The organism is Thioalkalivibrio sp. ARh3, from assembly GCF_000377265.1.
Lineage (GTDB): Bacteria > Pseudomonadota > Gammaproteobacteria > Ectothiorhodospirales > Ectothiorhodospiraceae > Thioalkalivibrio > Thioalkalivibrio thiocyanoxidans.
Window position 1 is genome coordinate 200,599 of the sequence record NZ_KB897950.1, and the last position, 23,322, is coordinate 223,920.

Below are 23,322 nucleotides of genomic sequence, written 5' to 3' on the forward strand. Positions count from 1 at the left end.
TATGAGACTCAACGACATTTCCAGCCCCGCCGGCGCTCGCAAGCCGGGCAAGCGCGTGGGCCGCGGTATCGGCTCCGGCCTCGGCAAGACCGGTGGCCGTGGCCACAAGGGACAGAAGTCCCGGTCGGGCGGTTTTACCAAGACGGGCTTCGAAGGCGGCCAGATGCCGCTGCAGCGCCGCCTCCCCAAGGTGGGCTTTCGGTCGCGCAAGCAGCGCTACGCAGCCGAAGTGCGTCTGAGCGAGCTGGCCAAGGTGGAAGGGGCGGTCACGCTGGAGAGCCTGAAAAAGGCCGGCGTGATTCCCGAGATCGCCCAGAGCGCGAAGATCTTCGCCTCCGGCGAGGTGTCCCAGGCCTGCGTCGTCAATGGCGTGGGCGTGACCAAGGGGGCCAAGGCAGCCATTGAGGCGGCCGGCGGGAGCGTCGAGGCCGAATAATGGCGCGAGGAGCGACAGCACGATCCGGTGGCGGGCTCACCGGCTTTACGGAGTTGCGGCAACGCCTGCTTTTCGTGCTGGGCGCCTTGGTCGTCTACCGCATCGGGACATTTATTCCGGTGCCGGGCATCAATCCGGTGGCGGTCTCTCAGTTCTTCGAGGAGCAGAGTGGGACCATCCTGGACATGTTCAACATGTTCTCCGGGGGTGCGCTGGAGCGGCTGTCGATCTTCGCCCTGGGGGTGATGCCGTATATCTCGGCGGCGATCATCATGCAGCTGCTCGCGGCGACCGTTCCGGCTCTGCAGCAGTTGAAGAAAGAAGGCGAGCAGGGTCGCCGGAAGATTACGCAGTACACGCGCTACGGGACCGTGGCGCTTGCGCTCTTTCAGAGTATCGGGATCGGGATCGCCCTGAACGGACAGACCATCCAGGGGATGCCGATGGCGCTGAATCCGGGGCCGATCTTTATCTTTACGGTAGTCGTGTCGCTGGTGACCGGGACGCTGTTCCTGATGTGGCTGGGTGAGCAGATTACCGAGCGAGGGATCGGCAACGGGATCTCGATCATTATCTTCGCCGGGATTGTGGCGGGCCTTCCGGGTGCGATTGGCGGAACCCTGGAACTGGCGCGCACCGGTGAACTGGCGGCCGCGTTTGTGGTGATCCTGATCGTGCTGGCGCTTGCGGTGACCGCCTTCGTGGTGTTCGTGGAGCGCGGACAAAGGCGCGTCACGATCAACTATGCCAAGCGCCAGGTGGGGCGAAAGGTCGTGGGCGGCCAGTCTTCCCACCTGCCTTTGAAGCTGAATATGGCGGGCGTGATCCCGCCGATCTTCGCGTCGAGTATCATTCTGTTCCCCTCGACTCTGGGGCAATGGTTTGGGCAGGCCGAGGGGATGGACTGGCTGCGCGAGCTGTCGACGACGCTTGCGCCCGGGCAGCCGCTGTACGTGGGCTTTTACGCGGCGGCGATTATTTTCTTCTGTTTCTTCTATACCGCGCTGGTGTTCAACTCGCGCGATACGGCGGAAAACCTGAAGAAGCAGGGCGCCTTTATCCCGGGGATCCGGCCGGGCGTCCAGACGGAACGGTTTATCGACGGGGTCATGACCCGGTTGACCGCGGTGGGTGCGGTGTACATCACCGCCGTGTGTCTGCTACCGGAGTTCCTGATTCTGTACTGGAACGTGCCCTTCTACTTTGGTGGGACGTCGCTGTTGATCATCGTGATTGTGGTGATGGACTTCATGGCCCAGTTGCAGTCGCACCTGGTGTCGCACCAGTACGAAGGACTGATGAAAAAGGCGAATCTGAAGGGATTCGGCGGGACCGGGATCCGCTAGACCATCCCGTTGGGAATCCGTTGAAGGAGAAAGACCATGAAGGTACGGGCATCCGTAAAGCCGATCTGCCGCAACTGCAAGGTGATCCGGCGTAATGGCGTGGTCCGCGTGATCTGCTCGGACAAGCGCCACAAGCAACGCCAGGGCTAAGGCTTGGCGTCACTGGTATTCATTGCTACTATAGCCGGCTTTGCCGGATTCTGATGGAGATGTTGGATGGCTCGCGTCGCTGGAATCAATATTCCTGACCAGAAGCACACCGTGATTGCGCTGACCGCGATCTATGGCATTGGCCCGACCCGGGCGCGCCAGATCTGCGAGGCCGCCGGGGTGCGTCCGGAAATCAAGGTGCGGGATCTGACCGATGCCGAAGTCGACGCTCTGCGCGCGCAGATCGATCGCATTCCGGTGGAAGGGGATCTGCGCCGCGAGATCAGCATGAACATCAAGCGGTTGATGGATCTGGGCTGCTATCGCGGGGTGCGTCATCGTCGCGGCCTGCCGCTGCGCGGCCAGCAGACGCAGACGAACGCCCGGACCCGCAAGGGCCCGCGTCGCCCGATTCGTAAGTAATCAGACTGGGATCACAGGTACATGGCACAAGCGCAGACCCGGACCAAGAAAAAGGTCCGCAAGAATATCGCCGAGGGCGTGGCTCACGTATACGCCACGTTCAACAACACGATCATCACCATCACCGATCGTCAGGGCAACACGATCAGCTGGGCCACTTCCGGTGGGTCCGGCTTCCGTGGCTCGCGCAAGTCGACCCCGTTCGCGGCCCAGGTGGCCGCGGAACGTGCGGGTTCGGCTGCCGCCGAGCATGGCGTGAAGAACCTCGACGTGATGGTGCGCGGGCCGGGCCCGGGTCGCGAGTCGGCGGTTCGTGCGCTGAACAACGCGGGGTTCAAGATCACCAACATCAGTGATGTAACCCCGATCCCCCACAACGGCTGCCGGCCGCCCAAGAAACGCCGCGTTTAAGGCTGGAGTTCAAGAATGGCTCGTTACATTGGACCGAAATGCAAGCTGAGTCGCCGCGAAGGCGTGGACCTGGGGCTGAAGAGCCGGGCGCGCGCGCTGGAGACCAAGTGCAAGCTGGACAAGGCCCCGGGGCAGCACGGCGAACGCCGCACCCGCCTGTCCGATTACGCCGTGCAGCTGCGCGAAAAGCAGAAGCTGCGCCGCATCTACGGGGTGCTGGAAAAGCAGTTCCGCAACTATTACAAGAAGGCCGCCCAGCGCAAGGGCTCCACGGGTGAGAACCTGCTGAAGCTGCTGGAGGGCCGTCTGGACAACGTCGTGTATCGCATGGGCTTCGGGAGCACCCGCTCCGAGGCGCGTCAGCTGGTGTCGCACCGCGCGGTGCTGGTCAATGGACAGGTGGTGAACATTGCTGCCTACCAGGTGCAGCCCTCCGACGTGGTCAGCATACGCGAGAAGGCACGCAAGCAGGTGCGCATCCAGGATGCGATGACCCTGGCCGAGCAGAGCGGTTTTCCGTCCTGGGTGGAAGTGGATACGAGCAAGTTCGAGGGCACCTTCAAGGCGATCCCCGACCGCTCCGACCTGCCCGCCGACATCAACGAGTCGCTCGTCGTCGAGCTGTACTCGAAGTAATCGTATAGCGGCCTTCCGCCAGGAGACACCATGCAGTCCAACGAACTGGTCAAGAAACAACAGATCGAGGTCGAGGCCGAGAATCGGAACCAGGCCAAGGTCGCGCTGGAGCCGCTCGAGCGGGGCTTCGGTCATACGCTGGGTAACGCCCTGCGCCGCGTACTGCTGTCGTCGATCCCGGGTGCCGCGATCGTCGAGGCCCGTATCGAGGGCGTGCTGCACGAGTACACCGCGATCGAGGGTGTGCAGGAAGACGTGGTCGACATCCTGCTGAACCTGAAGGGTGTGGCGCTGCGTATGCACAGCCGCGAAGAGTCGACGCTGACCCTGAAGAAGAAGGGCCCGTGCGTGGTGACCGCTGGTGACATCACCGTGGATCACGACGTCGAGGTGGTGAACCCCGAGCACGTGATCGCGACCATCACCAAGAACGTCGAGCTCGACATGACCCTGAGCGCCCGTGCCGGACGCGGCTACGAGCCGGTGAGCACTCGCCGCCAGGCCGAAGGCGACGAGACCGGCATTGGTCGGCTGCTGCTGGACGCCAGTTTCAGCCCGATCCGCCGCGTGGCCTACCGTGTCGAGAGCGCCCGTCTGGCGCAGCGCACCGACATGGATCGCTTGGTGCTGGAGCTCGAAACCAATGGTGCGATCGCCCCGGATGACGCGGTGCGTCAGGCGGCGACGATCCTGCAGGGTCAGCTAGCCCCGTTCGTCGATCTCCAGGAAGAGATGGGCGAGGTGCCGGGCACGACTGCCGGCGCGATCGATCCGATCCTGCTGCGTCCGGTGGACGAGCTGGAACTGACCGTGCGTTCGGCGAACTGCCTGAAGGCCGAGAACCTGTACTACATCGGCGATCTGGTGCAGCGCACTGAGGTTGAGCTGCTGCGTGCGCCCAACCTGGGCAAGAAGTCGCTGACCGAGATCAAGGACACGCTGGCCACTCATGGTCTGTCGCTCGGGATGCGTCTCGAGAACTGGCCGCCGCCGGGTCTGCGCGACGACAACGAGTAATCACGGCGCTTCGCGCCAACCGTATTTCAGAGGAAATCTCTCATGCGTCATCGTCATTCCGGCCGTCAGCTGGGCCGTAACAGCTCGCACCGCAAGGCCACCTTTCAGGCCCTGTCCGTGGCCCTGTTCCGGCACGAACTGATCAAGACCACGCTGCCGAAGGCCAAGGAACTGCGCCGCGTCGCCGAACCGCTGATCACCCTCGCGAAGGAAGACAGCGTGCACGGGCGCCGGACCGCGTTCGCGCGGCTGCGCGACAAGGAGGTCGTGGGGAAGCTGTTCAACGAGCTGGGCCCGCGCTACGAGGGGCGGCCCGGTGGGTACCTGCGGATTCTGAAGTGCGGGTATCGCGCGGGCGACAATGCCCCGATGGCGTACGTGGAGCTGGTCGATCGGCCGGAGCCGGACGCGGATCAGGGGAATGGCGAAGCCGCCTGATCGGCTAAGCGACCCGCGACAGGAAAGCCGGCCCAGGTGGTCGGCTTTCTTGCGTCTGGGGTGCGGTAAATAACAGGCAGCGGATTGCCTCAGGCCGAGGCGACCCTGCCCTGAGAGCGGCGCAGCAACGGCGCAAGAAAGCGCCCCGTGTGGCTGCGCGGGGTGGCGGCGACCGTCTCCGGCGTACCCGCAACGAGCAGCTCGCCGCCGCCACTGCCGCCCTCGGGTCCGATGTCGATCAGCCAGTCGGCGGTCTTGATCACGTCGAGGTTGTGCTCGATCACGACAATGGTATTGCCGTGGTCGCGCAGGCGGTGGAGGACCCGCAGTAGCTGGGCGATGTCCTCGAAGTGCAGGCCGGTGGTCGGCTCGTCGAGGATGTACAGCGTGCGGCCGGTATCGCGCTTGGACAGCTCTCGGGCCAGCTTGATGCGCTGGGCCTCGCCCCCGGACAGGGTGGTGGCGTTCTGGCCGAGCTGGATGTAGGACAGCCCGACCTCCATCAGCATCTCGAGCTTGCGATGGATCACGGGGACCGGCTGGAAGAACTCGAGGGCTTCCTCGACGGTCATATCCAGCACCTCGTGGATGCTCTTGCCCTTGTAGCGGACCTCCAGGGTCTCGCGGTTGTAGCGCTTGCCCTTGCAGACGTCGCAGGGGACAAACACATCCGGGAGGAAGTGCATCTCGACCTTGATGACGCCATCGCCCTGACAGGCCTCGCAGCGCCCACCGCGCACGTTGAACGAAAAGCGCCCGGGCTTGTAGCCACGCGAGCGGGACTCGGCCGTGGCGGCAAACAGCTCGCGGATCGGGGTGAAGAGCCCGGTGTAGGTCGCCGGGTTGGAGCGCGGGGTACGCCCGATCGGGCTCTGGTCGATGTCGACGACCTTGTCGATCAACTCGAGGCCTTCAATGCGCTCGTGCGGCGCGACCGTATGGCGACCACCATGCAGCGCGACGGCGACGGCCGGGTACAGCGTATTGTTGACCAGCGTGGACTTGCCGGAGCCGGAGACCCCGGTGACGCAGGTCAGCAGGCCCGTCGGGAACGCGAACTCGCCGCCCTTGAGGTTGTTGCCGTGCGCGCCGATCACGCGGATCTCGCGCTCGGGGTCCGGCGCAATGCGTTGTTCCGGCACCGCAATGGCCCGCGTGCCGTTGAGGTAGGCCCCAGTCAGGGAATCCGGGTTACGGGCCACCTCGTCCGGGGTGCCGGCGGCCACGATTCGGCCGCCGTGGCGGCCCGCACCGGGACCGATGTCGACGACATGATCGGCCGCGCGAATCGCGTCTTCGTCGTGCTCGACCACCATCACGGTGTTGCCGAGGTCGCGCAGGTGGCACAGGGTGTTGAGCAGGCGCTCGTTGTCGCGCTGGTGCAGCCCGATCGAAGGTTCGTCGAGGATGTACATCACCCCGACCAGGGCGGACCCGATCTGTGACGCCAGCCGGATGCGCTGGGCCTCGCCACCGGACAGCGTGTCGGCGGAACGGTCGAGGGTCAGATAGTCGAGCCCGACATCGTTCAGGAATCCCAGGCGCGCGCCGATCTCGCGCACGATCTTCTCCGCGATCTGGGCGAAGCGTCCCGGCAGGCGCAGCTCGGCGAAGAAGGCCCGTGCGTCGGCCACGCTCATGTGCGTGACCTCGGGCAGTGTCAGGTCGCTGATGAATACATGTCGTGCTGCGGAATTCAGGCGTGTGCCGTGGCACTCGGGGCAGGCCTGTTCGGCCAGATAGCGCCCCAGCTCCTCGCGTACCGCAGCGGAGTCGGTCTCGCGGTAGCGCCGCTCCAGGTTCGGAATGACCCCCTCGAACACGCGCTCGTCGGTGCGCAGGCGGCCATTCGCGGCTGGCGTCGACAGCTTGACCTTCTCCTTGCCGGAGCCGTGCAACACCACGGCCCGGACCTCGGCCGGCAGCTCCTGCCAGGCGGTTTCGACGTCAAAGCCGTAATGCCGGGCCAGGCTGTTCAGCAGGCTGAAGTACCAGGCATTGCGTCGGTCCCAGCCACGCACTGCCCCGCCGGCCAGACTCAGTTCGGGTTGCGAGACCACCCGCTCCGGGTCGAAGTACTGGCGCACGCCGAGCCCATCGCAGGTGGGGCAGGCGCCGGCCGGGTTGTTGAACGAGAACAGCCGGGGTTCCAGCTCGCGCAGCGCATAGCCGCAGACGGGGCAGGCATAGCGCGCGGAAAAGATCATTGGCTCGCGCTTGGGCTCATCCATCCAGGCGATCAGTGCTAGCCCGTCCGCCAGTTCGGTCGCGGTCTCGAAGGACTCGGCCAGGCGCTGGCGCAGGTCCTCGCGGACCTTGAAGCGGTCGATCACGATCTCGATGTTGTGCTTGCGCTTGGGATCCAGCGCGGGGAGGGCGTCGAGGTCGTGGATCTCGCCGTTGATGCGGGCGCGCAGGTAGCCCTGGGCGCGCATGGACTCCAGCAGCTTGTGGTGCTCGCCCTTGCGTCCGCGCACGATCGGGGCCAGCAGCATCACCTTTTCGCCCTCGGGCAGATCCAGCACCTGGTCCACCATCTGCGAGATGGTCTGGGCGGCCAGGGTCTCGCCGTGTTCCGGGCAGCGCGGCTCGCCGGCACGGGCGAACAGCAGGCGCAGGTAGTCGTAAATTTCGGTGATGGTGCCAACCGTGGAGCGCGGGTTGTGCGAGGTGCTTTTCTGCTCGATGGAGATCGCCGGCGACAGGCCCTCGATCTGGTCCACGTCCGGCTTTTCCATCATCGACAGGAACTGCCGGGCATAGGTGGACAGGCTCTCCACGTAACGGCGCTGCCCCTCGGCAAACAGGGTGTCGAAGGCCAGCGAGGACTTGCCGGAACCGGACACGCCGGTGATCACGATCAGCCGGTCGCGCGGCAGGTCGAGATCGATGTTCTTCAGGTTGTGGGTGCGGGCCCCGCGGATGCTGATGCTGTCCATGGATCGGTATTGGCTCTAACCTGTTTGGGCGATGGGCGCCCGCCAGACGGCTGTGGGGCGCAAACCGCTCATGGTAACACCCCGGCGACCGCCGCCATGGTTTCCGTGGCATTGTTACCGGTAAACTCGGCACGCATGACAGCCCGTCCTTCCCTTCGGATTTCACCGGCATGACGCCCCGCGAGCTGCGCGCAACCTCCGGTCTCGCGGCCATCTATGGCGCGCGCATGGCCGGTCTGTTCATGGTGCTGCCGGTGTTCATGCTGCACCTGGACACGCTCGCGGGCGCCACGCCGTTCTTGATGGGGCTGGCGCTGGGGATCTACGGGCTGACCCAGGCGCTGCTGCAGATCCCGTTTGGTCTGTTGTCCGACCGGCTGGGGCGCAAGCCCCTGATCCTCGGCGGGCTCGCGCTTTTCGTGCTCGGGAGCCTGGTTGCGGCTCTGGCGGAGACTGTACACGGGGTGATCCTGGGTCGCGCCCTGCAGGGCGCCGGGGCGGTGGCCGCGGTGATCCTGGCGCTGACCGCCGACCTGGTCGGCGAGGAACGGCGCATGCGTGCACTCGCGGCCATTGGCCTGACCATCGGGGTGACCTTTACCGCCTCGATGGCGCTGGGGCCGGTGGTCGATCGAGCGGCCGGGTTGAGCGGGGTCTTCGGCCTGTCCGCGCTGCTCGGAGTGCTCGCGATCGTGATCCTGCTGTTCTGGGTACCCAATCCGGAGCGCGTGCGGCAGCACCCGGACATGGTCCCCATCTGGTCCGCGCTGCCATGGGTGCTGCGCGAACCGGAGTTGCTGCGCCTGAATCTCGGTATCTTCGTGCTGCATCTGGTGCTCGCGGCCAATTTCCTCGTGATCCCGCTGCTACTGGTCGAACATCTGGGCCTGGGAGGCGCCGAGCACTGGCGCTTTTATGTCCCGGTGCTTCTGGCGGGCTTTGCCCTGATGCTGCCGGGGATCATTCTGGGCGAGCGCCGCCGGCGTGTGCATGCGGTGATGCGCGGCGCGATCGCCCTGCTCGTGCTGGTCCAGCTCCTGCTGGCGCTGGTGCTCTTCAACGGCATGGGGATGGTGTTCATTGTGGCCCTGATGGTGGCGTTTTTCGCCGCCTTCAACCTGCTGGAGGCCGCTCTGCCGTCGCTGGTCGCTCGGGAGGCGCCCGTCGCGCACAAGGGCACGGCCATGGGAGGATTTGCGACGGCCCAGTTTCTGGGCATATTCGCCGGGGGGCTGCTCGGGGGTGGTGTCCTGACTCTGGCGGGGCCGGCCGGTGTCTTTCTTGCGGCTGTGCCGCTGTTGCTGATCTGGTTTGCGGCCGCTTGGCACATGCAGCCGCGCTACCGCTCGAACCGTGTGCTGGCGGTTCCCGCTCACTGGGCCGGTCGCGAGGCCGAACTGCGCTACGCGCTGGCCGGTTGGCCGGGCATTGTGGAGGTGGCGCTGTCGCCCGATGTGCGCTCGCTGTACGTCAAGGTCGACCCTGGCGGGCCGGATACGGAGGATCTGGTGGCCTGGCTGGCGCAGCCCCCCGCTGTGGTGGCTGCGCGCGGGGATTGAGCTACTCCGCTCGGGTGGAGCACAAAACCGCACATGGGCGCTGCCGGCTCGCGGGCGCCCTGCTACAATTAAGGAAACACTGACCAATGTACGCGCTCGAGTCGCTTTTGCGTGCGAACAAGGCGCGGTGACTGCCGTGCAGTCATTCTGCACAAGGGAGCCGCAACGCCGTTCCCGCGCCCGTTGTTATCAAAAACGGGCGGCCGAGCCCCTTGGGGTTGGCACCCCAGGTTCCCCGATCCTGCGTTGCGCCGCTTGCGGGTAGAACCACTACCCGCTGCACGGCGCGCCTTGTCTCGGAAAACCTGGGGTACCAACGCGAGTGTGTACATTGATCAGTGTTTCCTTAACGGTTCGTTTCCCGCGCCCTGCACAAGGCGCCAGACACAAGGAGTTCCCATGGCCCGTGGCGTCAACAAAGTCATCCTGCTCGGTAATCTCGGGGCCGACCCGGAAAAGCGCGAGACCCCCAACGGGGTTACCGTGACCAATCTGCGTCTGGCCACCTCGGAGCAGTGGACCGACAAGAACTCCGGCGAGAAGCGCGAGAACACCGAATGGCACCGCGTGGTGATGTTCGGGCGTCTGGCCGATATCGCCGCGCAGTACCTGTCCAAGGGCTCGCAGGTTTATATCGAGGGCAAGATCCAGACCCGCAAGTGGCAGGACCAGTCCGGCAATGACCGCTACAGCACCGAGATCGTGGCCAACGACATGCAGCTGATCGGCGGCCGCGGGGGCAGCGGCGGTGGCGGCGGGTTCGACCAGGATCCGGGCTATGGCGGCGGCAGTTCCTACGGCGGTGGTGGCCAGCAGGGCGGCAACCGCAGCAGCGCCCCGGTCTCCGGCGGCGCCTTCGATGACGACGACGTCCCGTTTTGAGAAGTACCTGACGTCCACCAACACAAGTACGAACGCATGATCCGCAAGGTCTACATCCAGACACACGGGTGTCAGATGAACGAGTACGACTCCGACCGCATGCTCGACGCCCTGCGCGAGCTGCACGGGGCGGAGCGTACCGATGACCCCGAGCAGGCCGACGTCCTGCTGATGAATACCTGCTCCATCCGCGAGAAGGCGCAGGAGAAGGTGTTCTCGCTGCTGGGGCGCTGGCGGCAGATTAAGGAGCGCCGGCCCGAGGTGATCATCGGGGTTGGCGGCTGTGTCGCCAGCCAGGAGGGCGATGCCCTGCGGGCCCGGGCCCCGTACGTGGATCTGGTGTTCGGCCCGCAGACCCTGCACCGCCTGCCGGCGATGATCCAGTCGGTGCGCCGCGAGCGCGCCCCGGTGGTTGACATCTCCTTCCCCGAGATCGAGAAGTTCGACCGCCTGCCCGAGCCGAAGGCCGATGGCCCGACTGCGTTCGTCTCGGTGATGGAGGGCTGTTCCAAGTACTGCAGCTTCTGCGTGGTGCCCTACACCCGGGGTGACGAGATCAGCCGGCCGTTCGACGACGTGATCGCCGAGGTCGTGGCGTTGGCCGGGCAGGGGGTCAAGGAGATCAACCTGCTGGGGCAGAACGTGAATGCCTATCGCGGGCCGATGGAGGACGGTGATACCGCCGACCTCGCGCTGCTGATCCACTACGTCGCCGCAGTGGACGGTATCGAGCGCATCCGCTTCACCACGTCGCACCCGGTGGAGTTCTCCGATTCGCTGATTCAGGCCTATGCCGACGAGCCGAAGCTGGTCAGCCACCTGCACCTGCCGGTGCAGAGCGGTTCCGACCGCATCCTGGCGCAGATGAAGCGTGGCCACACGATCCTGGAATACAAGTCCAAGATCCGCCGCCTGCGCGAGGCGCGTCCGGACCTGGACCTGTCCTCCGACTTCATTGTTGGTTTCCCCGGCGAGACGGATGCCGACCACGCGGCGACCATGAAGCTGATCGAGGAGCTGCACTTCGACTTCTCCTTCAGCTTCATCTACAGCGCCCGCCCGGGTACGCCGGCGGCCGCGCTGCCGGACGACGTGCCGCTGGCCACCAAGAAGGCCCGCCTGGCCGAGTTGCAGGCCCTGATCGAACAGCACGGGCGCGAACGCAATCAGGCGATGGTCGGCAACATCGAGCCGGTCCTGGTCGAGGGCCCGGCCAAGCGCAATCCCGGCGAACTGGCCGGACGCACGGCGAACAACCGCATCGTGAACTTTGCGGGCGATCCCGGCCTGATCGGGCAGATGATTCCGGTCGAGATCACCGAGGCCTTGGCGCATTCCCTGCGCGGCCGCGCGGTGGAGCGGGCGATGTCCGCCGCCGTCGGCGCCTGATTGATGAGTAACCGCCTGGATTTCACCCTGGAGCCGGGGGATCAGGAGACGCTCGCGCGTCTGTCCGGTCCGCTGGATGCCCATCTGCGCCTGATCGAGTCGCGCCTGGGCGTGGCCGTGCACAACCGCGGGCCGCGCTTCAATCTGACCGGGCCAAAGAACGCGGTGCGGGCCGCCGGCGCGCTGATCCACGACCTCCACCGTATGGCGCAGGAGGAACCGGTCAGCCTGGAGCAGGTGCACACCGCGCTGCAGACCGCACACATGGAGGGGCTGGCGGAGGCCGAGCCGGCCGCCGCCGATCCCGCCCTGCGCCTGAAGCGTGCGGTGATCCGGGGCCGCGGTCCGCGCCAGAGCGGCTATCTGGCCTCGATCCAGCAGTACGACCTGAGCTTCGGGATCGGCCCCGCCGGGACCGGCAAGACCTTTCTTGCGGTGGCCGCCGCCGTCGCGGCCTTGGAGCAGGACCGCGTGCAGCGTCTGGTGCTGGTGCGGCCGGCGGTGGAGGCGGGCGAGCGCCTGGGGTTCCTGCCTGGCGATCTCGCGCAGAAGATCGACCCCTACCTGCGCCCGATGTACGACGCCCTGTACGAGCTGATGGGCTTCGACCAGACCGCGCGCCTGATGGAGCGCCAGGTGATCGAGGTCGCCCCACTGGCCTACATGCGCGGGCGCACGCTGAACGAGGCCTTCATCATCCTTGACGAGGCACAGAACACCACCGTCGAGCAGATGAAGATGTTCCTCACGCGGATCGGCTTTGGTTCCACGGCGGTCGTCAACGGCGATATCACCCAGGTGGATCTGCCGCGCGGCCAGCGCTCGGGCCTGAAGCACGCAATGCAGATCCTGCAGGGCGTGGACGGTGTGAGCATTACGCGTTTCCAGGCCGGTGATGTGGTGCGCCACCCGCTGGTGCAGCGCATCGTCGAGGCCTACGACGCACACGAGGATGGCGCGGCACAGGAGGGCGGATCCCGGGGCGATGGCGACGCTTGAGGTCGTGGTCCAGTATGCCCTGCCGCGCCGGGGGCTCCCGTCCGCGGGCACCCTGCATCGGGCCGCGCGCGCCGCATGGCGCGGGGCCGGTCGGGCCGGTGTAACCCTGCGCGTGGTGGATGCCGACGAGGGCCTGGAGCTGAACCGGGGGTTTCGCGGGCGTGACTACGCGACCAACGTGCTGTCCTTCCCTGCCCCCGACCTGCCCGCGATGGCGGCGGGCGAGCCGCTCTATCTCGGCGATATCGTGCTCTGTGCGCCGGTGCTGGCGCGCGAGGCGGCCGAGCAGGGCAAGTCCCTGCGGGCCCATTACAGTCACATGGTGGTGCATGGCCTGCTGCATCTGCAGGGCATGGATCACCAGGAACCCGGCGAGGCCGGGGCGATGGAGGCCGTTGAGCGCTCGATCCTGGCCGGGTTAGGCTATCCGGACCCCTATCAGACCGGCTCTCCGGCCCGTGACTCGAACGCGCCCTCCACCGGAACCGTCCCCGATGCCTGAACCCGTACCCGACGAGCAACCTGCCTGGCGGCGCTGGCTGGAACGCGCGAAGACGCGCCTGTGGCCGCGCCGCGATCCGGCCACCCGCCCCGAACTGATCGAGACGCTGCGCGACGCGCACGGTCGCGAGCTGGTCGACCCCGAGGCCCTGACCATGCTCGAGGGCGTGCTCAACGTGGCCGACATGCAGGTGCGCGACATCATGATCCCGCGTGCCCAGATGGAGGTCGTCCGCCGCGACGCGCGCCTGTCCGAGTTCCTGCCCGACGTGGTGGCCTCCGCGCACTCGCGCCTGCCGGTGGTCGGGGACCACCGCGACGAGGTCGTCGGTGTGCTGCTGGCCAAGGACCTGCTGCGCTTTTTCGGCGAGCCCGACGATGCCGCCTTCGACATGCAGGAGATCCTGCGCCCGGCGGTGTTCGTGCCGGAGAGCAAGCGCCTGAACGTGCTGCTGAAGGAATTCCGCCTGAGCCGCAACCACATGGCCATCGTGGTGGACGAATACGGTGGCGTGGCCGGGCTGGTGACCATCGAGGACGTGCTGGAGCAGATCGTCGGCGAGATCGAGGACGAGCACGATGTCGAGGACTACCTGACCCAGATCATGCAGCACCCCGGCGGGCGCTACACCATCAAGGCGCTGACGCCGATGGAGGAGTTCAACGCCTACTTCCAGACCGCTTACAGCGAGGACGACTTCGACACCATTGGCGGACTGGTGCTGTCGCACTTTGGCCATGTGCCGCGCCGCGGCGAGCAGATCGTGATCGACGGCATGCGCTTTCGCGTGCTCCGCGCGGACAACCGCCGTCTGCATCTGCTGGAGATGCGCCGGCCGGGACCCGACGTGGCCCCGGCCACGGATGACCCCGGCCAGACCTTCGAGGGCCAGCCGGCCGACGGTGGCGAGCACAAGGGGGCCTGATGCAGCCACTGGCCGAGCGTCTGCCCACCTGGGCCATCGCGTTGCTGGCCCTGGTCGCAGGGGCGGGGGCGACCCTCGCCTTTGCCCCGGTGGGCTGGTTTCTGGCCGCGCCCCTGGGCCTGGCCGTCTGGTTCGGGCTCCTGATTGGCGCCCCGGCGCGGCAGGCCGCATTTACCGGCTATGCCTTCGGGCTCGGGTTCTTCGGGACCGGGGTTAGCTGGATCTTCAACAGCCTGCTGGTGTTCGGGGAGGCGCCCCTGATCGTGGCCTCGGTCATTACCGTGCTCTTCGTGCTGGTGATGGCCCTTTATCCGGCCCTGCTCGCGGGGCTCGCTGCGCGCTTTCTGCCGCTGGCGCAACCAGCCGGACTGCTGGCCCTGGCCGGGGGCGTGGTGCTGGTGGAGCTGGCCCGCTCCTGGCTGTTCTCGGGCTTCCCCTGGCTGCTGTTCGGGCATACGGTGCTGGACACCCCGCTGCAGGGCTGGCTGCCACTGGCCGGGGAGCTGGGCGCCGGTCTGATGGTCGCGTTGCTCGCGGTGGCCGTGGTCAGCGTGTTCCTGGCCGGGCAGCGTTGGGTGGGCGCGGGGCTCGCCGTTGCGGTGGTGATCGCATCGCTGGCACTGGGGCTCGTGCGCTGGGTGGACCCCACCGGGGAGGAGATCCCGGTGGCGATGGTACAGGGCAACATCGACCAGGCCCGCAAGTGGGCCCCGGACGGCATCGAGCATTCGCTCGACATCTATCGGGGGTTGACCCGCGAGGCCGTCGGGGACGCCCTGATCGTCTGGCCGGAGACCGCGATCCCGGCGTTCTACACCGAGGTGCATGACCCCCTGGAAGGCATTGCGAGCGAGCTGGCCGACGCCGGTGGCGAGCTGGTGGTCGGCATCTTCGACTACGAGGCCGAGGGGCGGGATGTCTTCAATTCGGTGGTGCATGTCGGCAGTGGCGCGGGCTACAACAAGCGCCAGCTGGTGCCCTTTGGCGAGTACATCCCGCTGCGCGACCGCCTGGCCTGGCTGGACCGGCTGCTGCAGATCCCGATGTCGGATCTCTCTCCGGGTACGGGTGATGGCCGCATGGAGATGGCCGGGACGACCGCCGGGGTCAGTATCTGCTACGAGTCCGCCTATGCCCGTCACATCCGCGCAGCCCTGCCGGAGGCCGGATTCCTGGTCAACGTCTCCAATGACGCCTGGTTCGGCGACAGTCTGGCCCCGGCCCAGCACCTGCAGATCGCCCGGGTTCGCGCGGTGGAGACCGGGCGCCCGATGGTGCGCTCGACCAACACCGGCATCTCGGCGCTGATCGATGCCGATGGCCGCATTCTGGAGCGTTCGGGACTGTTTACCCGCGAGGTGGTCCGCGGGACCCTGGAGCCGCGCACCGGGCTGACCCCGGCCGCCGCGCTGGGCGAGGGCCCGGCCGTGCTGGCCGCGCTGGTCCTGGTGGTGCTGGGTGCGGCGGTGGGGCGCCGCCGTACCCGGTCACAGTCGCTTTGACGTTTCCGCTGGACTAGGAGCCTGTCGGACCCGGGACTGATCGGCTCCTAGGCCTCTGCGGTCTCGCTGGCGCCCGGGCCACGGCGGAAGGTCGTGTTGTGGCAATTGGAGCAGGGCGGAATGCGCGCGACCTTGGTCATGTGCAGCGCATGGCCGCATTTCTTGCACAGCAGCTCGCCGGGGCCGGTGATCTCGCCGGTGTGCCATTCGCCCATCACCTGGGCGCGGGCGGTCAATTCCGTGATCTCGATCCGGGTGCGATCCGCGATGCGTTCCAGTGCGCTGAGGATGCTGGCCTCGATCAGGCCGAGGTCGATCCGCAGCCAGCCGCGCCAGTCCTCGCTGCGGCTGTCCAGATAGGCCCCCAGGTCCTGCAGGTCGCGGCGCAGGTAGTCCATCACTTCGTGGGCCTCTTCGCGGGTCAGGTTGCGAGCCTTCTGCACGCGATCGCGGGCGTTCTCGAGCGACTCGGTTATCGCCTTGCTGGTCTTCTCCTCCAGTTTTTCCAGGTCTTCGGTGACCTCGTGCAGCATGCGCTGGTAAGCGCTGCTCAGGCGATGTTCGCGTTCCTGATCATGCTCCGGGGGCGTACCACTGGGCTTGTCGCTCATGCGCTGTTCCTCGCTGGCCGATAGGTGACTGGGGTCCCGTTCGGGGACGTGTCGGACGCTGATGCGCCCAAGGTAGCACGATGCCCGGACCAAGCCAGAGTCGCGAAAGCGAATTGGCCGGGTCCGGGCAAACGAGGGGGTGCATAGCGACTCGGAACTGCTGCAAGGTAGGGGCTGACGACAAGGGAGACGATCATGACGCGACCCGCACCCCTGACCGCGGAGCAGGTCTATCACCGGTGCCCTCCGGAGCATCTGGAGTTCGAGACCACCGAGACGCTGGAGGCACTGGAGCTGCCCTGTGGCCAGGAACGGTTGCTGCACACGCTGGAATTCGGTGCGTCGATGCGTGGCAACGGTTTCAACCTGTTCGTGCTGGGGCCAGCGGGCAGCGGACGGCACGAGCTGGTACGGCGCTTTCTGGAAGGGCGCGCGGCCGACGAGCCTGTGCCGCCGGACTGGGGTTATGTGTTCAACTTTGCCTGCCCGGAGCGTCCGCGAGCCATGCGGCTGGCGGCCGGCGAGGGCCAGACTCTGCAGGCCGATCTGGATCGTCTGATCGACGACCTGCACAGCAGTATCCCGGCCGCCTTCGAGAGCGAGGAGTACCAGCGGCGCCTGCAGGAATTGAAGGACGCCTCGGAAGAGGAGCAGACCGAGGGCGTGCGCAAGGTGCAGGAAGAGGCCGAGGCGCACGATATCGCGCTGATCAGTGCGCCGAACACCTTCTCGTTCGCGCCGATGCGTGACGGGGAGATGCTCAAGCCAGACGAATACGATGCTCTGTCCGAGGAGGAACGCGACCGCATCGACGCCAAGGTCGAGGAACTGCAGGAGAAGCTTCGCCAGGCGCTGCGCCAGATCCCCCGCTTGCGCAAGGAGTTGCAGGAAAAGATCCGGGCGCTGAACGCCGAAATGTTGCAGTGGACGCTGGGTGGCCCGATCCACGAACTGAAGGAGCGGTGGTCGGATCTGCCGGCCGTGGTCGAACACCTGGAAGCGATCCTGGACGATGTAGTCCGGCACGCGGAGGCATTTCGCCGCGGCCGTGGCCATGCACCCCCCGAAGGACTGCTGGAACGCTTTCGCATCAACCTGCTGGTGGATCATGCCGCCACACGGGGCGCTCCGGTGATCTACGAGGACCTGCCGAATCATCAGCACCTGACCGGCCTGATTGAGCATCAGATGCACGAAGGGGCTCTGTTCACGGACTTCTCGCTGGTGCGTGCCGGCGCCCTGCACCGGGCCAGTGGGGGGTACCTGATCCTGGACGCCCGGCGTGTGCTGACCCAGCCACTGGCCTGGGAGAGCCTCAAGCGAGTGCTGTTTTCTGGCGAGGTGCGCATCGAGTCGCTGGAACGCCTGTTCGGACTGGTGAGCACGGTGGGGCTGGAGCCGGAGCCGATCCCGGTGATGCCGAAAGTGGTTCTGATCGGTGATCGCCTGCTCTATTACCTGCTGTCCGCGTTCGACCCGGACTTCCTGGAGCTGTTCAAGGTCGAGGCCGACTTCGAGGACGACCTGGACCGCGGGGCTGACACCCATGCGCTGTACGCGCGCATGCTGGCTACCATGGCGCGTCGTGCCGAACTGAGGCCGCTGAATCGTGCAGCCGTGGCTCGCGTGATCGAGCATGCCAGCCGTCTGGCCGGCGATCAGCGCAAGCTCTCGGCGCATGACCGCACCCTGCGTGATCTGCTGCTGGAGGCCGACTACTGGGCCGGACAGATTGACGCGGATATCGTGGATGTTGTGCAGGTCGAACAGGCCATCCGGGAACGCCAGGAGCGCGGGGCCCGGCTCCAGCGCCGCAGTCTGGAGCAGATCCGGCGCGGGGTGGTCCTGATCGCGACACGCGGGGCGCAGATTGCCCAGGTCAATGGCCTCTCGCTGTTGCAGCTCGGCGATGCGACCTTCGGACGACCGATCCGGATTACCGCCACTGCGCGGTCGGGCAAGGGGCAGGTGGTCGATATCGAACGCGAGGCGAAACTGGGCGGACCGGTGCACAGCAAGGCGGTGATGATCCTGTCCCGCTTCATTGCCAGCCACTATGCCGAGGACAGCGAGCTGTCACTGTCCGCCAGTCTGGCGTTCGAGCAGTCCTATGGCGACATCGAGGGGGACTCCGCCTCGGTGGCCGAGACTTGTGCGCTGCTGTCCGCGATTGCGCGTATCCCGCTGCGCCAGTCGCTGGCGGTCACCGGTTCGCTCAACCAGCATGGCGAGGTTCAGGCTGTTGGTGGGGTCAACGAAAAGATCGAGGGCTTCTTCGACGTCTGTCGCGAGGCGGGCGCACTTGATGGTCACGGCGTGCTGCTGCCGGGTAGCAATGTCGAACATCTGATGCTGCGACGCGATGTGCGCGACGCGATCACCGACGGGCGATTCCATGTCTACCCTGTCGCCACGGTGGACGAGGCCATTGAACTCCTGAGCGGCATGACGGCGGGCGAACGGGCACCGGGTGGCGGGTTCCCCGAAGGCAGCTTCAACCGGATGGTCGCCGATCGCCTGGCGGAGTTCGCGCGCTTGAGTCACCGGCGCCGGTACCGCGATGACCAGGCCGATGCGGGACCGGACAGCCCCTCCGAAAGGGACGCCTGAGTGTTGGTGTCCGCTGCGACCCAGGCAGAGTTTCCCCTGAGGTCTGGTCCGCCCCGAAGGCGGACCAGCCGTTAACGGGTGTTTCCCTAGGGGGTCTCGACCAAGTCCCGGTAGCCATGCCACATGGCGAAGCCGAGCCACGGGAAGATCACGATCAAGGCCAGCAGGGCGGTCGCCACCGACACCACGAATAGCGCGGTGATGATCAGGCCCCACAAAATCAGCGTGCCCCGATTATGGTTGAAGGCCTTCAGACTCACGCCGATCGCGTCAAACAGCGTGGCCTGCGGGGTCTCCTCGCGGGCCCGGTAGTCAATCATGGCGGGAAGTGTCACGAGGCTCAGCACGAACGCCAGCAGCCCGAACACGATCGCGGCGACGATCACCCCAATCAGGGAGATGATCCCGGAGCCGGTGGTCAGCATTGCCGCCACCATGTGGTGCAGCTGCCCGGTTACCCCTAGCGCGCCGATATTCAGTACGCCGATCCACATCCAGACAAAGCTGGACCAGATGACGAAGATCAGCGCCAGGAGCAGGGCAAATACCCAGACCGAGCCCCCGAGGTGGGTGACCCAGCCCAGGCCCACACCTGTCGAGCGGCCTTGTTCACGCTCGAGCGCCAGGTAGTTCACGCCGACGGCAAACACCGGCCCCAGGAACAGAAAACCGGCCAGGAAGGAGAAGGCCATCCAGGGCTGGTTCCACGACAAGCCGAGTACTACGAGACCCGCGATGGCGATCACCAGGCCATGTATCAGGGCGACGGGGGTGTTCCAGAGATCGCGCCAGCCTTTGCCCAGCCAGGTCCCGAGATGGTCGGGTTCCACTGTGCGGATGGCAGGGCCCTCGGTTTCCGGTGTGTGTTCTTCTGCAAGCTCCCCCAGATCCTCGGGGTAGGCGCGCCTCACAACGGGGATTTCGTCCTTTTCCTTGCTCATGTCCTCAGCTCCTTGGAACTTTTCTCGTGGACTCACTGTTTCGGCCAGTGGAATTGCGCAGTGGTTCCGGAAAATTTTTGAAGGCTGTTCCGAAAAACCGGTCTGGTTTTCGGGGTCTCCCGGTTCTGACCCGTCGCTTGGAGGGGGTGGGAGCGGCTGGTATTCTGCGCAGTTCTTTGTTTCCCGCGATAAAGGCACAGGTGAGGCGCATGCAGGAGCAGTATTCCCCGGAGGTGATCGAGGCGCAGGTACAGCGCCAGTGGGAGGAGGCCGACTGCTTCCGCGCGCGCGAGGACGCCCCCGGCGAGCCGTTCTACTGCCTGTCCATGTTCCCCTACCCCTCGGGCAAGCTGCACATGGGGCATGTGCGCAACTACACCATCGGTGACGTGATCGCCCGTTTCCAGCGCATGCAGGGCCGGAGCGTCCTTCAGCCGATGGGCTGGGACGCCTTCGGCCTGCCGGCGGAGAACGCGGCGATGCAGAACCACGTCCCACCGGCCGCCTGGACGCGCCAGAACATCGAGCAGATGCGCACCCAGCTCAAGCGCCTGGGCTTCGCCTACGACTGGTCGCGCGAGTTTGCGACCTGCGATGCCGACTACTACCGCTGGGAGCAGTGGCTGTTCGTGCGCCTGCTGAAGAAGGGCCTGGTCTATCGCAAGAAGGCGACCGTGAACTGGGATCCGGTGGATCAGACCGTGCTCGCCAACGAGCAGGTGATCGAGGGCCGTGGCTGGCGCTCCGGCGCGCTGGTCGAACGCCGCGAGATGCCGCAGTGGTTCCTGCGCATCACCGACTACGCCGACGAGCTGCTGGACGCCCTGGACGGGCTGGATGGCTGGCCGGACCAGGTGCGCACCATGCAGCGCAACTGGATCGGGCGTTCCGAGGGCGTGGAGCTGGAGTTCGCGGTGGATGGCGGCGAGCCACTGACCGTCTATACCACGCGCCCGGACACCCTGTTCGGCGTCTCCTACATGGCGCTGGCCCCGGAACACCCGCGGGTGCAGGCCCTGGCGCAACATGATGCCGAACTGGCCGCGTTCGTCGCCGACTGCGCGCAGGGTGGGGTGGCCGAGGCCGATCTGGCGACCATGGAGAAGAAGGGCCGGTCGCTGGGCTTTACCGCCCGCCATCCGCTGACCGGTGCGGAGGTCCCGGTCTGGGTCGCCAACTTCGTGCTGATGGAATACGGCACCGGCGCGGTGATGGCCGTGCCGGCACACGACGAACGCGACCACGAGTTTGCCACGCAATACGGGCTGCCGATCCGGCAGGTGATCGCCCCGGCCGACGGTGCCGAGTGCGACGTGCAGCGGGCCGCGTTCACAGACCCTGGCGTGCTGGTGAACTCGGGCGACTTCGACGGGCAGGCCTCCGAGGCGGCCAAGGGCGCGATCGCCGAACACCTGGAGCAGGCCGGGCTTGGTCGGCGCCGGCGCAACTACCGCCTGCGCGACTGGGGCATCTCGCGCCAGCGTTACTGGGGCTGCCCGATCCCGGTGATCCATTGCGACGACTGCGGTGCGGTGCCGGTGCCGGAAGCCGACCTGCCGGTGCGCCTGCCGGAGGACGTGATCCCGGATGGGGCCGGTTCGCCGCTGGCGCGCATGCCGGAGTTCTTCGAGGCGACCTGCCCGGAATGCGGCAAGCCGGCGCGGCGCGAAACCGATACCTTCGATACCTTCTTCGAATCCAGCTGGTACTTCGCCCGCTACGCCTGCGCGGACAACGACACCGCGATGCTGGACCCGCGTGCCGACCACTGGCTGCCGGTGGACCAGTACGTCGGCGGCATCGAGCATGCGGTGCTGCATCTGCTGTACGCGCGCTTCTTCCACAAGCTGCTGCGTGACGAGGGCCTGGTGGCCTCCGACGAGCCATTCACCCGGCTGCTGACCCAGGGGATGGTGATCGCGCCGACCTTCTACCGCGAGCGCGGTGACGGCGGGAAGGACTGGATCAACCCGGCCGATGTCGAGCTGGAACGCGCGGAGGACGGTTCGGTGAAGGCCGCACGCCACCGCGAGGACGGCCAGCCGGTCGTCGTGGGCGGCATGGAGAAGATGTCCAAGTCGAAGAACAACGGCGTGGACCCGCAGGCGCTGATCGAGCGCTTCGGCGCCGATACCGCGCGGCTGTTCACCATGTTCGCCGCACCGCCGGACCTGTCGCTGGAGTGGTCCGACTCCGGCGTCGAGGGCGCGCAGCGCTTCATCAAGCGCCTGTGGCGGGCGGTGCACGAGCACGTGAACGGCGATGCCCCGGGTACGCTGGACGTGGACGCGCTGGACGACGCCGGGCGCGAGCTGCGGCGCAAGCTGCACGACACCATCGCCAAGGTCACCGACGACATCGGCCGGCGCCAGACCTTCAACACGGCCGTGGCCGCGAACATGGAGCTGCTGAACGATCTCGGAAAATTCCCGAAAGATGGTGCGCAGGCCGCGGCCGTGCGCCAGGAGGCCCTGGAGGGCATCGTGCGCATGCTGGCGCCGATCATCCCGCATGTGACTGAGACCCTGTGGCGCGCGCTGGGCCATGACGAGCTGGTCGCGACCACCGCCTGGCCGACGGTCGACGAGGCCGCGCGCCAGGCCGCGCAGGAGACCCTGGCGGTGCAGGTGAACGGCAAGCGCCGCGCCGAGATCGCGGTCCCGGCCGGTGCCGACCGCGACGCGATCGAGGCCACCGCGCGGGGTGACGAGAACGTGCAGCGGCACATCGAGGGGCAGAACGTGGTGAAGGTGATCGTGGTGCCCGGGCGCTTGGTGAACTTCGTGGTCAAGCCGCAATGAGCGCGCTGCTGCGCGCAGGGCTGGTGGTGTGGCTGGCGGTCTCCGTGGCCGCCTGCGGCTTCCAGCTGCGCGGCAGCATGGACTGGCCGGAGGCCCTGGCCCCGGTGCATATCACCGGTGTGAACCCGCGTGATTCCCTGTACCGCGAGCTGGCGGTGGCCTTCGGCTCGGCCGGGGTCGAGGTTGTCGATCAGCGCCCCGAGGGGCAGGGCGCGACCCTGGATGTGCGTTCCGTGCGCGACCGCCGGCGCACGCTGTCGGTGACCGACGCGGCGCGGGTCGCGGAGTACGAACTGATCCGGTCGGTGGAGGTGCGCCTGCGCCCGGTGGACGGCGAGGCCGTGGATCTGGGCACGCTGCACGCGAGCCGGATCTACCTGTTCGACGGCTCGGCGGTGCTCAGCCGTTCCGAGCGCGAGGAGACCCTGCGCGAGGCGATGAACCGGGATATCGTCAGCCAGCTGCAGCGCCGCATCGAGGCGGTGATCGGCCCCGACGGGCAGTTGCGCGAGGACGTCGAGTTCGAGGACGAAGAACCGTCAAGGGAACACTGATCCATGTACACACTCGCGTTGGTACCCCAGGTTTTCCGAGACAAGGCGCGTCGTGCAGCGGGTAGTGGTTCTACCCGCAAGCGGCGCAACGCAGGATCGGGGAACCTGGGGCACCAACCCCGAAGGGGCTCGGCCGCTTTTGCGCGCGCACGGCGTTGCGGTTCCCTTGTGCAGAATGACTGCACGGCAGTCACCGCGCCTTGTTCGCACGCAAAAGCGACTCGAGCGCGAGCGTGTACATGGATCAGTGT

At 66.6% G+C, this 23,322-nt stretch carries 21 protein-coding genes; 18 read left to right on the forward strand and 3 right to left on the reverse strand.

Annotated features, from left to right (window positions below; translation table 11 throughout):
* Position 1: 1 nt before the first annotated feature.
* The 8 genes from rplO to rplQ all read left to right on the forward strand — a co-directional run bounded on the left by rplO (position 2) and on the right by rplQ (position 4,857).
* Positions 2-436, forward strand: a complete 435-nt coding sequence (rplO, locus tag C995_RS0109575; protein ID WP_018864728.1) for a 50S ribosomal protein L15 — start codon at positions 2-4, stop codon at positions 434-436.
* Entirely contained in the window at positions 436-1,782 is a 1,347-nt protein-coding gene (gene secY, locus C995_RS0109580; RefSeq protein ID WP_026279052.1) for a preprotein translocase subunit SecY, read from the forward strand. Before rplO ends, secY begins: the two co-directional genes overlap by 1 nt.
* 36 nt (positions 1,783-1,818) lie before the next feature.
* Positions 1,819-1,932: a 50S ribosomal protein L36 gene (gene rpmJ / locus C995_RS0109585; RefSeq protein WP_012983511.1), complete on the forward strand. Its 114-nt coding sequence runs from the start codon at positions 1,819-1,821 to the stop codon at positions 1,930-1,932.
* Positions 1,933-1,998: 66 nt separating this feature from the next.
* On the forward strand, positions 1,999-2,355 hold the full coding sequence (rpsM, locus tag C995_RS0109590) for a 30S ribosomal protein S13 (RefSeq protein WP_018864730.1): 357 nt from the start codon (positions 1,999-2,001) through the stop codon (positions 2,353-2,355).
* Positions 2,356-2,376: 21 nt separating this feature from the next.
* On the forward strand, positions 2,377-2,766 hold the full coding sequence (gene rpsK, locus C995_RS0109595) for a 30S ribosomal protein S11 (protein WP_012983509.1): 390 nt from the start codon (positions 2,377-2,379) through the stop codon (positions 2,764-2,766).
* Between the two features lie 15 nt (positions 2,767-2,781).
* Positions 2,782-3,402 (forward strand): 30S ribosomal protein S4, encoded by a 621-nt coding sequence (rpsD, locus tag C995_RS0109600; protein ID WP_018864731.1) that lies wholly within the window; start codon positions 2,782-2,784, stop codon positions 3,400-3,402.
* Between the two features lie 30 nt (positions 3,403-3,432).
* The gene (gene rpoA, locus C995_RS0109605) at positions 3,433-4,419 is read left to right on the forward strand and encodes a DNA-directed RNA polymerase subunit alpha (RefSeq protein ID WP_018864732.1); all 987 of its coding nucleotides are present in this window, start codon (positions 3,433-3,435) and stop codon (positions 4,417-4,419) included.
* Between the two features lie 42 nt (positions 4,420-4,461).
* Complete coding sequence (gene rplQ, locus C995_RS0109610; RefSeq protein WP_018864733.1) at positions 4,462-4,857, forward strand: 50S ribosomal protein L17; 396 nt, start codon at positions 4,462-4,464, stop codon at positions 4,855-4,857.
* An 89-nt stretch (positions 4,858-4,946) separates the two neighbouring features.
* Here the strand turns inward: rplQ and uvrA are convergent, their stop codons facing one another.
* Positions 4,947-7,796 (reverse strand): excinuclease ABC subunit UvrA, encoded by a 2,850-nt coding sequence (gene uvrA, locus C995_RS0109615; RefSeq protein WP_018864734.1) that lies wholly within the window; start codon positions 7,794-7,796, stop codon positions 4,947-4,949.
* Between the two features lie 170 nt (positions 7,797-7,966).
* On the opposite strand from uvrA, the gene C995_RS0109620 reads away from it, so the two are divergent.
* From C995_RS0109620 to lnt, 7 genes are all read left to right on the forward strand, one after another.
* Positions 7,967-9,355: an MFS transporter gene (locus tag C995_RS0109620; RefSeq protein ID WP_018864735.1), complete on the forward strand. Its 1,389-nt coding sequence runs from the start codon at positions 7,967-7,969 to the stop codon at positions 9,353-9,355.
* Positions 9,356-9,754: 399 nt separating this feature from the next.
* Positions 9,755-10,237, forward strand: coding sequence for a single-stranded DNA-binding protein (gene ssb / locus C995_RS0109625; protein WP_012983503.1), 483 nt, complete (start codon positions 9,755-9,757; stop codon positions 10,235-10,237).
* A gap of 36 nt (positions 10,238-10,273) precedes the next feature.
* Positions 10,274-11,626 carry a tRNA (N6-isopentenyl adenosine(37)-C2)-methylthiotransferase MiaB gene (miaB, locus tag C995_RS0109630; protein WP_018864736.1) on the forward strand — a complete coding sequence of 451 codons (1,353 nt, stop codon included), beginning with the start codon at positions 10,274-10,276 and terminating at the stop codon, positions 11,624-11,626.
* 3 nt (positions 11,627-11,629) lie between these two features.
* The gene (locus tag C995_RS0109635; protein ID WP_018864737.1) at positions 11,630-12,625 is read left to right on the forward strand and encodes a PhoH family protein; all 996 of its coding nucleotides are present in this window, start codon (positions 11,630-11,632) and stop codon (positions 12,623-12,625) included.
* Positions 12,612-13,127 carry an rRNA maturation RNase YbeY gene (gene ybeY / locus C995_RS0109640; RefSeq protein ID WP_018864738.1) on the forward strand — a complete coding sequence of 172 codons (516 nt, stop codon included), beginning with the start codon at positions 12,612-12,614 and terminating at the stop codon, positions 13,125-13,127. Before C995_RS0109635 ends, ybeY begins: the two co-directional genes overlap by 14 nt.
* On the forward strand, positions 13,120-14,052 hold the full coding sequence (locus tag C995_RS0109645; RefSeq protein WP_018864739.1) for an HlyC/CorC family transporter: 933 nt from the start codon (positions 13,120-13,122) through the stop codon (positions 14,050-14,052). The genes ybeY and C995_RS0109645 overlap by 8 nt, the downstream gene beginning before the upstream one ends.
* Positions 14,052-15,554, forward strand: a complete 1,503-nt coding sequence (lnt, locus tag C995_RS0109650; RefSeq protein ID WP_018864740.1) for an apolipoprotein N-acyltransferase — start codon at positions 14,052-14,054, stop codon at positions 15,552-15,554. The genes C995_RS0109645 and lnt overlap by 1 nt, the downstream gene beginning before the upstream one ends.
* A gap of 47 nt (positions 15,555-15,601) precedes the next feature.
* Here lnt and C995_RS0109655 read toward each other — a convergent pair whose 3' ends face one another.
* On the reverse strand, positions 15,602-16,165 hold the full coding sequence (locus C995_RS0109655; RefSeq protein WP_018864741.1) for a zinc ribbon-containing protein: 564 nt from the start codon (positions 16,163-16,165) through the stop codon (positions 15,602-15,604).
* Positions 16,166-16,360: 195 nt separating this feature from the next.
* Here C995_RS0109655 and C995_RS0109660 point away from each other — a divergent pair, with 195 nt between their 5' ends.
* Entirely contained in the window at positions 16,361-18,775 is a 2,415-nt protein-coding gene (locus C995_RS0109660; protein WP_018864742.1) for a Lon protease family protein, read from the forward strand.
* 86 nt (positions 18,776-18,861) lie between these two features.
* Here C995_RS0109660 and C995_RS0109665 read toward each other — a convergent pair whose 3' ends face one another.
* Entirely contained in the window at positions 18,862-19,716 is an 855-nt protein-coding gene (locus C995_RS0109665; RefSeq protein ID WP_018864743.1) for a DUF2189 domain-containing protein, read from the reverse strand.
* Between the two features lie 209 nt (positions 19,717-19,925).
* Between C995_RS0109665 and leuS the strand changes: the two genes are divergently transcribed.
* A complete protein-coding gene (leuS, locus tag C995_RS0109670; protein ID WP_018864744.1) occupies positions 19,926-22,517 on the forward strand; it encodes a leucine--tRNA ligase in 2,592 nt (863 codons plus the stop codon).
* On the forward strand, positions 22,514-23,071 hold the full coding sequence (lptE, locus tag C995_RS0109675; protein WP_018864745.1) for an LPS assembly lipoprotein LptE: 558 nt from the start codon (positions 22,514-22,516) through the stop codon (positions 23,069-23,071). The genes leuS and lptE overlap by 4 nt, the downstream gene beginning before the upstream one ends.
* Positions 23,072-23,322: the final 251 nt, after the last annotated feature.